Source organism: Ruegeria sp. CE9 (assembly GCF_056537425.1).
This window is the reverse complement of the sequence record NZ_JBQFRO010000010.1, coordinates 1-14,748: the sequence shown is the minus strand read 5'-3', so window position 1 is coordinate 14,748 and position 14,748 is coordinate 1. Positions and strand designations below refer to the sequence as shown.

General features: G+C 57.8%; 9 protein-coding genes. 7 read left to right on the top strand and 2 right to left on the bottom strand.

Annotated elements, in window-relative coordinates:
• Window positions 1-216: 216 nt before the first annotated feature.
• Both rpoB and rpoC read left to right on the top strand, forming a co-directional pair.
• The gene (gene rpoB / locus ACR0B3_RS17285) at window positions 217-4,353 is read left to right on the top strand and encodes a DNA-directed RNA polymerase subunit beta (protein WP_480810146.1); all 4,137 of its coding nucleotides are present in this window, start codon (window positions 217-219) and stop codon (window positions 4,351-4,353) included.
• A gap of 81 nt (window positions 4,354-4,434) precedes the next feature.
• Window positions 4,435-8,676: a DNA-directed RNA polymerase subunit beta' gene (gene rpoC / locus ACR0B3_RS17280; RefSeq protein ID WP_480810145.1), complete on the top strand. Its 4,242-nt coding sequence runs from the start codon at window positions 4,435-4,437 to the stop codon at window positions 8,674-8,676.
• Between the two features lie 111 nt (window positions 8,677-8,787).
• On the opposite strand, the gene ACR0B3_RS17275 is transcribed toward rpoC, so the two are convergent.
• Window positions 8,788-9,258 (bottom strand): N-acetyltransferase family protein, encoded by a 471-nt coding sequence (locus ACR0B3_RS17275; RefSeq protein ID WP_480810144.1) that lies wholly within the window; start codon window positions 9,256-9,258, stop codon window positions 8,788-8,790.
• A gap of 277 nt (window positions 9,259-9,535) precedes the next feature.
• On the opposite strand from ACR0B3_RS17275, the gene ACR0B3_RS17270 reads away from it, so the two are divergent.
• Window positions 9,536-10,411 carry a DMT family transporter gene (locus ACR0B3_RS17270; RefSeq protein ID WP_480810143.1) on the top strand — a complete coding sequence of 292 codons (876 nt, stop codon included), beginning with the start codon at window positions 9,536-9,538 and terminating at the stop codon, window positions 10,409-10,411.
• Here ACR0B3_RS17270 and ACR0B3_RS17265 read toward each other — a convergent pair.
• Window positions 10,390-11,205 (bottom strand): putative rhamnosyl transferase, encoded by an 816-nt coding sequence (locus ACR0B3_RS17265; protein ID WP_480810142.1) that lies wholly within the window; start codon window positions 11,203-11,205, stop codon window positions 10,390-10,392. The genes ACR0B3_RS17270 and ACR0B3_RS17265 overlap by 22 nt on opposite strands.
• A 398-nt stretch (window positions 11,206-11,603) precedes the next feature.
• Here ACR0B3_RS17265 and rpsL point away from each other — a divergent pair, with 398 nt between their 5' ends.
• The 4 genes from rpsL to ACR0B3_RS17245 form a co-directional block, all read left to right on the top strand.
• Window positions 11,604-11,975 (top strand): 30S ribosomal protein S12, encoded by a 372-nt coding sequence (gene rpsL / locus ACR0B3_RS17260; RefSeq protein ID WP_005621086.1) that lies wholly within the window; start codon window positions 11,604-11,606, stop codon window positions 11,973-11,975.
• 15 nt (window positions 11,976-11,990) lie between these two features.
• A complete protein-coding gene (rpsG, locus tag ACR0B3_RS17255; protein WP_010441203.1) occupies window positions 11,991-12,461 on the top strand; it encodes a 30S ribosomal protein S7 in 471 nt (156 codons plus the stop codon).
• A gap of 18 nt (window positions 12,462-12,479) precedes the next feature.
• On the top strand, window positions 12,480-14,597 hold the full coding sequence (fusA, locus tag ACR0B3_RS17250; RefSeq protein WP_170687059.1) for an elongation factor G: 2,118 nt from the start codon (window positions 12,480-12,482) through the stop codon (window positions 14,595-14,597).
• A 60-nt stretch (window positions 14,598-14,657) separates the two neighbouring features.
• On the top strand, window positions 14,658-14,748 hold a 91-nt coding region (locus ACR0B3_RS17245; RefSeq protein WP_215675807.1), incomplete at its 3' end, for a GTP-binding protein.

The following is a 14,748-nucleotide window of genomic DNA, read 5'->3' as shown; positions in this document are numbered from 1 at the left end:
AATTTGGCTGGGCCCGGAGAAATCCGGGTCCAGCCGAACCTGTCTTAGAAAGGGCCTCATCCATAGGGGCGTTTTCTAAGACACGGTTTTCGGATCGGGAGGCCACCTTCGGGACGGTGGCCACGAATTGATCCGGACGTGTCGTCTCGAATGTGCAAGATGCCGGGGCCCGACGGTGTCTTTGCCCGCTGAGAACATCGAAAGGTGACATCTGACATGGCTCAATCGTTCCTTGGCCAGAAACGTCTTCGGAAATATTACGGCAAAATCCGCGAAGTGCTGGAGATGCCGAACCTCATTGAGGTCCAGAAATCTTCTTATGATCTTTTCCTGCGCTCCGGCGATGCAGAACAGCCCACAGACGGCGAAGGCATCAAAGGTGTGTTCCAGTCGGTTTTCCCGATCAAGGATTTCAACGAAACCTCCGTTCTGGAGTTCGTGAAATATGATCTGGAAAAACCCAAATACGACGTCGAAGAGTGCATGCAGCGCGATATGACCTACAGCGCGCCGCTGAAGGTTACACTACGTCTGATCGTGTTTGATGTCGATGAGGACACCGGCGCCAAATCGGTCAAAGACATCAAGGAACAGGACGTGTTCATGGGCGATATGCCCCTGATGACACCGAACGGGACGTTCATCGTGAACGGCACCGAGCGTGTGATCGTGTCCCAGATGCACCGCTCGCCCGGTGTGTTCTTTGATCACGACAAGGGCAAGACCCATTCCTCGGGCAAACTGCTGTTTGCCTGCCGCATCATCCCGTATCGCGGCAGCTGGCTGGACTTTGAGTTCGACGCCAAAGACATCGTGTTCGCCCGCATCGACCGTCGCCGCAAACTGCCTGTCACCACCCTGCTGTATGCGCTGGGTCTGGATCAGGAAGCGATCATGGACGCGTATTACAACACCGTGTCCTACAAGCTGGACAAGAAGAAAGGCTGGGTCACTCCATTCTTCCCCGAGCGTGTGCGCGGCACCCGTCCGACATACGATCTGATCGACGCCAAATCGGGCGAAGTGATTGCCGAAGCGGGCAAGAAAGTCACGCCGCGCGCGGTCAAAAAACTGATCGACGAGGGCAGCGTTACCGACCTGCTGGTTCCGTTCGACAACATCGTCGGCAAGTACGTTGCCAAGGACATCATCAACGAGGAAAACGGCGCGATCTATGTCGAAGCCGGTGATGAGCTGACCTTGGAATATGACAAAGACGGCGACCTGATCGGCGGCACCGCAAAAGAGCTGATCGATGCGGGCATCACCGATATTCCGGTTCTGGACATCGACAACGTCAATGTCGGGCCCTACATGCGCAACACCATGGCTCAGGACAAAAACCTGAACCGCGAAAGCGCGCTGATGGACATCTACCGCGTCATGCGCCCGGGCGAGCCGCCCACGGTCGAGGCTGCATCTGCCCTGTTCGACACGCTGTTCTTCGACAGCGAGCGTTACGACCTGTCCGCTGTTGGCCGCGTGAAGATGAACATGCGTCTGGCTCTGGACGCGCCGGACACCCTGCGCACCCTGCGCCGTGAAGACATCGTGGCCTGCATCAAGGCGCTGGTGGAACTGCGTGACGGCAAAGGCGACGTGGACGATATCGACCACCTCGGCAACCGTCGTGTGCGTTCGGTTGGCGAACTGATGGAAAACCAATACCGCGTTGGCCTGCTGCGCATGGAGCGCGCGATCAAAGAGCGTATGTCGTCTGTCGAGATCGACACCGTTATGCCGCAAGACCTGATCAACGCGAAACCGGCTGCGGCTGCTGTCCGCGAATTCTTCGGCAGCTCGCAGCTGTCACAGTTCATGGACCAGACCAACCCGCTGTCGGAAGTTACCCACAAACGCCGTCTTTCGGCGCTTGGCCCGGGTGGTCTGACGCGTGAGCGTGCGGGCTTTGAGGTGCGCGACGTACACCCGACCCACTATGGTCGGATGTGCCCGATTGAAACGCCGGAAGGTCCGAACATCGGTCTGATCAACTCGCTGGCCACCTTTGCTCGTGTGAACAAGTATGGCTTCATTGAAACACCCTACCGCGTCGTCAAAGACGCCGAGGTGACCGATGAGGTCCACTACATGTCCGCGACCGAGGAAATGCGTCACACCGTGGCGCAGGCGAACGCAACGCTGGATGCCGATGGCAAGTTCATCAACGATCTGGTATCGACCCGTCAGGCTGGTGACTACACCCTCGCCCCGCGCGAGAATGTGGATCTGATCGACGTAAGCCCAAAACAGCTGGTATCGGTCGCTGCATCGCTGATCCCGTTCCTTGAAAATGACGACGCAAACCGCGCTCTGATGGGCTCGAACATGCAACGTCAGGCGGTTCCGCTGCTGCGGGCCGAGGCACCGCTGGTTGGTACCGGGATCGAGGAAAAGGTCGCGATCGACTCGGGCGCAGCGATTCAGGCGAAACGTGCCGGTATCATCGACCAGGTCGATGCCCAGCGTATCGTTATCCGCGCCACCGAAGACCTGGAACTGGGCGACGCTGGCGTTGACATCTACCGTCTGCGCAAATTCCAGCGTTCGAACCAGAACACCTGCATCAACCAGCGTCCGCTGATCAAGGTGGGTGACACCGTCCAAAAGGGCGAAGTCATTGCCGATGGTCCGTCGACCGATATGGGTGAATTGGCCCTTGGTAAGAACGTGGTGGTCGCGTTCATGCCGTGGAACGGTTACAACTACGAAGACTCGATCCTGATCTCGGAACGTATCGCGCGTGACGACGTATTCACCTCGGTCCATATCGAGGAATTTGAAGTCGCCGCCCGTGACACCAAGCTGGGCCCGGAAGAGATCACCCGCGACATCCCGAATGTCGGTGAAGAAGCGCTGCGCAACCTCGACGAGGCGGGCATCGTTTACATCGGCGCGGATGTTGAGCCGGGCGATATTCTGGTCGGCAAGATCACTCCGAAGGGCGAAAGCCCGATGACCCCGGAAGAAAAGCTGCTGCGCGCCATCTTTGGCGAGAAAGCGTCTGACGTGCGCGACACCTCGCTGCGCGTGAAGCCGGGTGACTACGGTACGGTCGTTGAGGTCCGCGTCTTCAACCGTCACGGCGTCGAAAAAGATGAGCGTGCGCTGCAGATCGAGCGTGAGGAAGTCGAACGTCTGGCCCGTGACCGGGACGACGAGTTGGCGATCCTCGACCGCAACATCTATGCGCGTCTGCAAGGCCTGATCCTGGGTAAAACCGCTGTCAAAGGCCCGAAAGGCGTCAAGCCGGGGTCGGTGATCACCGAGGAGCTGCTGGAAACCCTGACCCGTGGTCAGTGGTGGCAGCTGGCGCTGGAGGGCGAGCAGGACGCACAGATCGTCGAGGCTCTGAACGAGCAATACGAAGTGCAAAAGCGTGCTCTGGACGCCCGTTTTGAAGACAAGGTCGAGAAAGTCCGCCGTGGCGACGACCTGCCGCCGGGCGTGATGAAGATGGTCAAAGTCTTCATCGCCGTGAAGCGCAAGCTGCAGCCGGGTGACAAGATGGCCGGTCGTCACGGGAACAAAGGTGTGATCTCCAAGGTTGTACCTATGGAAGACATGCCGTTCCTGGCTGATGGTACGCCGGTTGACTTCTGTCTGAACCCGCTGGGTGTGCCTTCGCGTATGAACGTTGGTCAGATTCTTGAAACCCATATGGGTTGGGCCGCGCGCGGTCTGGGTCTGAACATCGACGACGCTCTGGGTGAATACCACCGGTCCGGCGATCTGACCCCGGTGCGCGAAGCGATGAAGCTGGCCTATGGCGAGAATGTCTACGAAGAAGGCATCACCGGTCTGGACGAGGATGGCCTGATCGAGGCTGCGGGCAACGTGACCCGCGGTGTTCCGATCGCAACCCCGGTCTTTGACGGTGCCAAAGAGGCTGACGTCAACGACGCGCTGGTGCGTGCGGGCTTCTCGGAAAGCGGTCAGTCGGTTCTGTTCGACGGTCGCACCGGCGAGCAATTCGCGCGCCCGGTCACCGTGGGCATCAAGTACCTGCTGAAACTGCATCACCTGGTGGATGACAAGATCCACGCGCGTTCGACCGGGCCGTACAGCCTGGTTACCCAGCAGCCGCTGGGTGGTAAGGCGCAGTTCGGTGGTCAGCGCTTTGGTGAGATGGAAGTCTGGGCTCTGGAAGCTTACGGCGCCGCCTATACCTTGCAGGAGATGCTCACCGTGAAATCGGATGACGTCGCCGGCCGGACCAAGGTCTATGAGTCGATCGTCAAGGGCGAGGATAACTTTGAAGCGGGCGTACCTGAATCGTTCAACGTTCTGGTTAAAGAAGTCCGTGGCCTCGGCCTGAATATGGAACTCCTGGATGCGGAGGTTGAGGAATAAGAATTTTGAAGAAATTCTTGGGCGGAAACTTTTGAAGTTTCCGCTCCCCTCTCCCCCCTTCCGCAAGATTTGAGGTAACAAATGAACCAGGAAATCACCAACAACCCGTTCAACCCGCTGACGCCCCCGAAGGTTTTCGACGAGATCAAGGTCGCGCTGGCGTCGCCCGAGCGGATCCTGTCTTGGTCCTATGGTGAGATCAAGAAACCCGAAACCATCAACTACCGGACGTTCAAGCCCGAACGTGACGGCCTGTTCTGCGCGCGTATCTTTGGCCCGATCAAAGATTACGAATGCCTGTGCGGCAAATATAAGCGGATGAAATATCGCGGCGTTGTCTGCGAGAAATGCGGTGTGGAAGTCACCCTGCAGAAAGTCCGCCGCGAGCGTATGGGCCACATCGAACTGGCCGCACCCGTTGCGCACATCTGGTTCCTGAAATCGCTGCCGTCCCGCATCGGTCTGATGCTGGACATGACGCTGCGCGATCTGGAACGCGTTCTGTACTTTGAAAACTACGTTGTCATCGAGCCCGGTCTGACTGACCTGACCTACGGCCAGATGCTGACCGAAGAAGAGTACATGGATGCGCAGGATGCCTATGGCATGGACGCGTTCACCGCGAATATCGGTGCCGAAGCCATCCGTGAGATGCTGGCCCAGATCGATCTGGAAGCCGAAGCCGAGCAGCTGCGCGCTGATCTGGCCGAAGCAACAGGCGAACTGAAGCCCAAGAAGATCATCAAGCGTCTGAAGGTTGTTGAGAGCTTCCTCGAGTCGGGCAACCGCCCTGAGTGGATGGTTATGACCGTGATCCCGGTCATTCCGCCGGAACTGCGCCCGCTTGTTCCGCTGGATGGCGGCCGTTTCGCGACTTCGGATCTGAACGATCTGTATCGCCGCGTCATCAACCGGAACAACCGTCTGAAGCGTCTGATCGAGCTGCGCGCGCCTGACATCATCGTCCGCAACGAAAAGCGGATGCTGCAGGAATCCGTGGACGCTCTGTTCGACAACGGCCGTCGTGGCCGCGTGATCACCGGTGCCAACAAGCGTCCGCTGAAATCGCTGTCTGACATGCTGAAAGGTAAGCAGGGTCGCTTCCGTCAGAACCTTCTGGGTAAACGCGTCGACTTCTCGGGCCGTTCGGTCATCGTGACTGGTCCGGAACTCAAGCTGCACCAGTGTGGTCTGCCCAAGAAGATGGCGCTGGAGCTGTTCAAGCCGTTCATCTACTCGCGCCTTGAAGCCAAGGGTCTGTCTTCGACCGTGAAACAGGCGAAGAAACTGGTCGAGAAAGAGCGTCCTGAAGTGTGGGATATCCTCGACGAGGTGATCCGCGAACACCCCGTCATGCTGAACCGTGCGCCGACGCTGCACCGTCTCGGCATTCAGGCGTTCGAGCCGGTCCTGATCGAAGGTAAAGCCATCCAGCTGCACCCGCTGGTCTGTTCGGCCTTTAACGCCGACTTCGACGGTGACCAGATGGCCGTTCACGTCCCGCTGAGCCTTGAGGCCCAGCTGGAAGCCCGTGTCCTGATGATGTCGACGAACAACGTTCTGTCGCCTGCAAACGGCGCGCCCATTATTGTTCCGTCGCAGGATATGATCCTGGGTCTCTACTATGTGACCCTGGAACGCGAAGGCATGCCCGGCGAAGGCAAGGTCTTTGGATCTATCGAAGAAGTTCAGCATGCGCTGGACGCGGGTGAAGTGCATCTGCACACCAAAATCACCGCGCGGATCACGCAGATCGACGACGAAGGCAACGAAGTTCAGAAGCGCTATGAAACCACTCCGGGCCGTCTGCGTCTGGGTGCATTGCTGCCGATGAACAACAAAGCCCCGTTCGAGCTGGTCAACCGCCTGCTGCGGAAGAAAGAAGTGCAGCAGGTGATCGACACCGTCTACCGTTACTGCGGTCAGAAAGAGTCGGTTATCTTCTGTGACCAGATCATGTCGATGGGCTTCAAAGAAGCGTTCAAGGCGGGCATCTCGTTCGGTAAGGACGATATGGTCATCCCGGATGACAAGTGGGGCATCGTTGATGACACCCGCGGTCAGGTGAAGGACTTTGAACAGCAGTACATGGACGGCCTGATCACTCAGGGCGAAAAGTACAACAAAGTTGTCGATGCCTGGTCGAAGTGTAACGACCGCGTCACCGAAGCGATGATGAGCACCATCTCGGACGTTGCCAAGGCCGAAGACGGGTCGGATCAGGAACCGAACTCGGTCTACATGATGGCCCACTCGGGTGCGCGTGGCTCGGTCACTCAGATGAAACAGCTGGGCGGTATGCGTGGCCTGATGGCCAAGCCGAACGGTGACATCATCGAGACACCGATTATCTCGAACTTTAAAGAAGGTCTGACCGTTCTCGAGTACTTCAACTCGACCCACGGTGCCCGTAAGGGTCTGTCGGATACCGCTCTGAAGACGGCGAACTCGGGTTACCTGACCCGTCGTCTGGTGGACGTCGCACAGGACTGCATCGTTCGCGAGATCGACTGTGGTACTGAGCGTGCGATCACAGCCGAAGCCGCCGTGAATGACGGTGAGGTTGTTGCCTCGCTGGCCGAACGTGTGCTGGGCCGTGTGGCGGCTGACGATGTTCTGCGTCCGGGCACCGATGAGGTGATCGTGGCCGCTGGTCAGCTGATCGACGAACGCATGGCGGACACCATTGACGAAGCTGGTGTTGCGTCGATGCGCATCCGCTCGCCTCTGACCTGTGAGTCCGAGGAAGGCGTCTGCGCCACCTGCTACGGTCGTGACCTTGCGCGCGGCACCATGGTGAACACAGGTGAGGCTGTCGGTATCATCGCCGCCCAGTCCATCGGTGAACCTGGTACGCAGCTGACGATGCGTACTTTCCACATCGGTGGTGTTGCGCAAGGTGGTCAGCAGTCGTTCCAGGAAGCCAGCCAGGAAGGCGTCGTTTCCTTCGAGAACCCGCAGATTCTGGTCAATGCCGCAGGCGAAAGCCTCGTTATGGGCCGGAACATGAAGCTGGTGATCAGCGACGAACACGGCGAAGAGCGTGCCAGCCACAAGCTGGGCTATGGCTCCAAGCTGTTCGTCAAGGACGGCACCAAGGTTGCTCGTGGCGACAAGCTGTTCGAATGGGACCCGTACACCCTGCCGATCATCGCCGAGAAAGCCGGTACCGCGAAATATGTCGACCTTGTTTCGGGCCTTGCGGTCCGGGATGAGACCGACGATGCAACCGGTATGACCCAGAAGATCGTGATCGACTGGCGCGCGGCCCCCAAAGGCAGCGACCTCAAGCCCGAGATCATTCTGGTCGGCGAAGATGGTGAGCCGGTCCGCAACGATGCGGGCAACCCGGTTCACTATCCGATGTCGGTGGACGCGATCCTGTCGGTCGAAGATGGTCAGACCATCGAAGCTGGTGACGTTGTTGCGCGTATCCCGCGTGAAGGTGCCAAGACCAAGGATATCACCGGTGGTCTGCCGCGTGTGGCCGAACTGTTCGAAGCCCGCCGTCCGAAAGACCACGCGATCATCGCAGAAGCTGATGGTTACGTGCGCTTTGGCCGCGACTATAAGAACAAGCGCCGCATCAGCATCGAACCGGCTGACGAGTCCATGGAGACCATCGAGTACATGGTGCCCAAGGGCAAGCACATCCCGGTCGCCGAAGGGGATTTCATCCAGAAGGGTGAATACCTGATGGACGGTAACCCGGCTCCGCATGACATCCTGTCCATCATGGGTGTCGAAGCGCTGGCGGATTACATGATCGACGAGGTGCAGGATGTCTATCGTCTGCAGGGCGTGAAGATCAACGACAAGCACATCGAAGTCATCGTGCGCCAGATGCTGCAGAAGTGGGAGATCCTGGATTCAGGCGACACCACCCTGCTGAAAGGCGAGCATGTCGACAAGCAAGAGTTCGACGCAGCCAACGAGAAAACCATCTCGCGCGGCGGTCGTCCGGCTCAGGGCGAACCGATCCTCTTGGGGATCACCAAAGCCTCGCTGCAGACACGTTCGTTCATCTCGGCGGCGTCGTTCCAGGAAACCACCCGTGTTCTGACCGAGGCTTCGGTTCAGGGCAAGAAGGACAAACTGGTTGGCCTGAAAGAGAACGTCATCGTTGGTCGCCTGATCCCTGCCGGTACCGGTGGCGCAACTCAGGCCGTCCGCCACATCGCGCAGTCGCGTGATAATGTGGTCATCGAAGCACGCCGGGAAGAGGCCGAAGCGGCCGCTGCTCTGGCTGCTCCGACATTCGACGACGACATGGTTGGTGATGAGCTTGACGTTCTGGTGGAAACACCGGAAAGCCGCGAGTAAGCGACTTTACATAACCAAAAATCAGGCCTCGCAGATTTGCGGGGCCTTTTTTTGTCGAGCGCGAGGGCGCGCAAAGTTTATGTGCGCGGCAGACCGAGACTGGGTCTGCGCCTACACAGAAATACGAAACCTTGGTTGGCTTCCGTCCCGACGTTCAAATCCGCAAGCGAGATAGGCGGCTTGTGCTTCAGAATTTTCAGGGTGCGTTCCAACCATCAGGTAGGAACATGACAGGTCGCACGCTTTTTCTATCGAGGCTTTGATCAATTGCCGCCCGATACCGGCCCCCCGAAAGTGTTGATCAACAAATAGATGATGCATATCGATTCCGCGCAGACCGGTCTGAAGCTGTACCAGTGGGCATAGCGCAGCATAGCCGACTGCGCGGCCTGCAATGCTCGCAACCAGAGTGTAGACCCATGGTATATCGCCGAACATATCGCGCTCGATTGATGCAAGGCTGGCAGACGGGATGTCCTTGTGGTGATGCGCAAGCGCCTCGACCATCGACAAAATTCTTGGGGCGTCTGAGCGCACCGCTGCCCGTATTTCAACGGCGGGGGGCGTTCCTTTGACTGGCATTGATTTTCTCCTGTAAAGGCCATAGGAGCAAAACAAATGCCGCACTGTGGCGGCATCATTTAATCTCAATTCATCGGCCGCTCTGACTAGGAACGGAAATAGTAGAAATTCGTTTGCGCGCGCGTAACCGACATGCGCCAAACATGGGATGCTTCTGACGCCCGGTCAATACCCGGCTGGTCCCGGGTGTTTCGAGTTCTTTTGCAGCCATTTCCAATTGACATTCGTGCCACTGACGAAGCCAATGTTTGAAAGTTATTGACCGGACCAATTCGAGATGACCCCTAATATGAAAGGCGCGCTGCTGATGATGGGTAGCATGGCGGCCTTTACCGTTAATGATGCGTTGGTGAAGGTGGTGGGGCAAGATATGCCTCTGTTCCAACTTGTTGCCATACGCGGGGCTTTGGCGACAGTTCTGGTGTTCATTCTGGCCCGTCACCTCGGGGCGCTCCATCTGAATTTTCCGCGCCATGACAAATGGCTGATCGCGTTCCGTTGCCTGGCCGAGTTGGCGGCGACCTTCTTCTTTTTAACGGCCTTGATGCACATGCCGCTTGCCAACGTCACGGCCGTTCTGCAGGCACTGCCGTTGACCGTGACCCTGGGCGCTGCCCTGTTCTTTGGTGAGGTGATTGGATGGAGACGGATCGCCGCGATCGCACTGGGGTTCGTCGGGATGTTGCTGATCGTTCGGCCCGGTCCTGACGGGTTCAGCATCTATGCGATTTACGCGCTGGTTGCGGTTGCCTCGGTCACAGTTCGCGACCTGATTACCCGCCGCATGTCAGCCGAAGTGCCTTCGATGGTGGTAACACTGGCAACATCCCTTTCCATCACGTTGGCCGCGACAATCGCCTCCACGTTTGAGGGATGGGTACCGGTCTCGACCGCGTCCGGCGCGCTGGTCGCCAGCGCCGCGGTGTTTGTTCTGATGGGCTATCTGTTCAGTGTCATGGTAATGCGCGTGGGCGAAGTCGGCTTTGTCGCGCCATTTCGCTATTCCAGCCTGCTTTGGGCGTTGGGACTGGGATGGGTGGTATTCGGCGACTGGCCGGACGCGATCACCATGTTGGGAGCGGCACTGGTTGTAGGGGCAGGGCTGTTCACTCTGTTTCGAGAGCGGTCGCGTCACGCAGAAGATGAACCGTGATGCAAGAATTCCGGGGTGACCGCGAAACGCGTCTCAAACTCTTTTCTGATCTCGGATGTAATCGGTGCTAGCTGCGCTTTTTGCTTTTCAGCACGCGGCGAGTCGTTTGAACTGTTCAATGACCTGATCCACATCGGGCAATCCGGATAGCTGACAACCGGCATGAAGCGTCCGATCCGGTTGTGGGTGAAACTTATGATCGTATGGCTGCACCCACCTGCGATGAGCATGCCCAAACCCACCCCAAGCAGAGATTTGTAGACTTGCGCCGCCTGAACTCCGCCGGGTCCAAAACTGGCCTGATATCCGTTGTTGAAATCGATGCCGACGGCCTGGTTTTTTCTGATCAACCCAACCCCATCACCTGCAGCCTCACGTAAGCGTTCTACGAAATCAATGGAAACACTATCATCGTCGTCATGGCGAAACTGAAGACAGGGCCGATCCGGGCTCAAACGCGCATCCTGCAAAATACGCTTCATGACTTGTCGATGTTTTTGGTTCGGTTCGACGGGTCTTTGGATGATCTGAACCTGCTTGATGTCAGCAGTCAGGTCCTTGAGCCGATCAAACGCCGCCTTCGGAAGACAGTCTCCGACGGCGATCAGAAGCAGAAAGTCCTCATCGGTCTGTGCGCGAAAGCTGGGCAGGGTTACGGATTCAAACAGATGAAACCGCTCTTCCAGACGGGCAGGGTTGTATAAATGGCGGCGCCGGTCTTCGATCGTCTCATGTTCGATCTGGAAATCGCCCAGGGCAGGGAATGAAAATCGGCACAGGCCAATGACTTGCATGGGTCATCCAATGAATTGCAGAGCGCGGCCACTATGCACCCGGAGCAGGCCTGCCGCAATGCAAGTGCGCCATGGAATACGATATCCGATCCTGATAGACGGCTGATATCTTGATGTGCAACGCGCCTTTCCCGCAGGGCTGTTGACACTTGGCCCGACTCCCCTTAATACGCGCGACATCTCGGTACCGGGGGCCGCCCCATAACCGATTTCAGTAATGAACTGGTCAAGGCCCGGACACTTTTATCGTTCGCGCCCTCTGATAACAAACCGCGACGTTTACCTCGGAATGGGAACGCTCGCGGGTTTTGCGCTTGTGGACGCATGAGTGCAGCGAATTTAACCGCACGCAACGCGCGTGCATGTCATGTGTGTTGCAAAACGGGGAAGAAACCGGAATGCCAACTATTCAACAGCTGATCCGCAAACCGCGGCAGCCCAAAGTAAAACGCTCGAAGTCCATGCACCTGGAGCAGTGCCCGCAGAAACGCGGCGTCTGCACCCGCGTGTACACCACCACACCGAAAAAGCCGAACTCGGCGATGCGTAAGGTTGCCAAGGTACGCCTGACCAACGGGTTCGAGGTCATCTCGTACATCCCCGGTGAAAGCCACAACCTGCAGGAACACTCGGTTGTTCTGATCCGTGGCGGCCGTGTGAAAGACCTTCCCGGTGTGCGTTACCACATCCTGCGCGGTGTTCTGGATACTCAGGGCGTCAAAGACCGTAAGCAACGCCGTTCGAAATACGGCGCGAAGCGTCCCAAGTAAGAAGGAGAGGCTGATATGTCACGTCGTCACGCCGCCGAAAAACGCGAAGTCCTGCCTGACGCCAAATTTGGCGACAAGGTACTGACCAAATTCATGAACAACCTGATGATCGACGGCAAGAAGTCGGTCGCAGAGCGCATCGTTTACAACGCATTTGACCGCGTTGAGAACAAGGTAAAGCGCGCTCCTGTCGAAGTGTTCCACGAAGCGCTCGACAACATCAAGCCGTCGGTCGAGGTTCGCTCGCGCCGGGTTGGTGGTGCAACCTATCAGGTTCCGGTCGAAGTGCGCCCCGAGCGCCGCGAAGCACTGGCCATCCGCTGGCTGATCACTGCTGCGCGTGGCCGCAACGAAAACACCATGGAAGAACGCCTCGCCGGCGAACTGCTGGACGCTGTACAGTCCCGCGGTACGGCCGTGAAGAAGCGCGAAGACACCCACAAGATGGCCGAGGCGAACAAAGCCTTCAGCCACTACCGTTGGTAATCCAGAGGCTTATCAAAAATGGCACGCGAATATCCGCTCGAACTATACCGTAACTTCGGTATCATGGCGCACATCGACGCAGGTAAGACCACCTGCTCGGAGCGTATCCTGTATTACACTGGTAAATCCCACAACATCGGTGAGGTGCACGATGGTGCAGCCACCATGGACTGGATGGAGCAGGAGCAGGAACGCGGTATCACCATCACTTCGGCTGCGACCACCACTTTCTGGGAACGCACCGAAGACGGTCAGACCGCCGATACCCCAAAGCATCGCCTGAACATCATCGACACCCCCGGCCACGTTGACTTCACCATCGAAGTTGAGCGCTCGTTGGCGGTTCTCGACGGTGCCGTCTGCGTTCTGGACGCAAACGCCGGTGTTGAGCCCCAGACCGAAACCGTGTGGCGTCAGGCTGACCGCTACAAGGTTCCGCGTATGGTTTTCGTCAACAAGATGGACAAGATCGGCGCTGACTTCTTCAACTGCGTCAACATGATCGAAGACCGCACCGGCGCACGCGCCGTTCCGGTTGGTATTCCGATCGGTGCAGAGACCGAGCTTGAAGGCCTGATCGACCTGGTCACCATGGAAGAGTGGCTGTGGCAGGGCGAAGATCTGGGCGCAAGCTGGATCAAAGCGCCTATCCGCGACAGCCTGAAAGACATGGCTGACGAATGGCGCGGCAAGATGATCGAAGCGGCCGTCGAAATGGACGACGACGCGATGATGGAATACCTGGAAGGCAATGAGCCCGACGTTCCAACCCTGCGCGCCCTGCTGCGTAAAGGTACTCTGGAAATCGCGTTCGTACCGGTTCTGGGTGGTTCGGCGTTCAAGAACAAAGGCGTTCAGCCTCTGCTCAACGCTGTGATCGACTATCTGCCCAGCCCGCTGGACGTTGTTGATTACATGGGCTTCAAACCCGGCGACGAGGAAGAAGTTCGTGACATCGCACGTCGTGCCGATGACGACATGGCCTTCTCGGGTCTGGCGTTCAAAATCATGAACGACCCCTTCGTTGGCTCGCTGACCTTTACCCGGATCTACTCGGGCACCATGAACAAGGGTGACTCGATCCTGAACTCGACCAAAGGTAAGAAAGAGCGCATCGGTCGTATGATGATGATGCACTCGAACAACCGGGAAGAGATCGAAGAAGCGTTTGCAGGCGACATCATCGCGCTGGCGGGTCTGAAAGACACCACCACCGGTGACACCCTGTGTGACGCGAAGGATCCGGTAGTTCTGGAAACCATGACCTTCCCTGATCCGGTGATCGAGATCGCGGTTGAGCCCAAAACCAAAGGCGACCAGGAGAAGATGTCTCAGGGTCTGGCCCGTCTGGCCGCTGAAGACCCGTCCTTCCGCGTGGAAACTGACCTGGAATCCGGTCAAACCATCATGAAGGGCATGGGCGAACTTCACCTGGACATCCTGGTTGACCGTCTGAAGCGCGAGTTCAAGGTTGAAGCGAACATCGGTGCTCCGCAGGTGGCCTATCGCGAAACCATCTCGATGCCGGTCGAGCACACCTACACCCACAAGAAACAGTCGGGTGGTTCGGGTCAGTTCGGTGAGGTCAAGCTTGAGATCACTCCGACCGAGCCGGGCGAAGGGTATTCGTTCGAAAGCCGCATCGTTGGTGGTGCCGTTCCGAAGGAATACATCCCGGGTGTTGAAAAAGGCATCCAGTCTGTCATGGACAGCGGCCCTCTGGCTGGCTTCCCCGTGATCGACTTCAAGGTTGCCCTGCTGGACGGTAAGTTCCACGACGTTGACTCGAGCGTTCTGGCGTTCGAAATCGCGGCCCGTATGTGTATGCGTGAAGGTATGCGCAAAGCTGGCGCGAAGCTGCTGGAACCGATCATGAAGGTCGAAGTGATCACCCCGGAAGAATATACCGGCGGTATCATCGGCGACCTGACCTCGCGTCGTGGCCAGGTGTCTGGTCAGGAACCGCGCGGCAACGCGATCGCGATCGACGCGTTCGTTCCGCTGGCGAACATGTTCGGCTACATCAACACTTTGCGTTCGATGTCGTCGGGCCGTGCCCAGTTCACCATGCAGTTCGACCACTACGATCCGGTTCCGCAGAACATCTCGGACGAGATCCAGGCGAAATACGCATAAGCGAAGATTTGAGGGAGCTCCGGTCAGGGGCTCCCTTCATTACCGAAAAAGGAGGCCATCATGGCAAAGGAAAAGTTTGAGCGTACAAAACCGCACGTCAACATCGGCACGATTGGCCACGTTGACCATGGTAAGACCACGCTGACCGCAG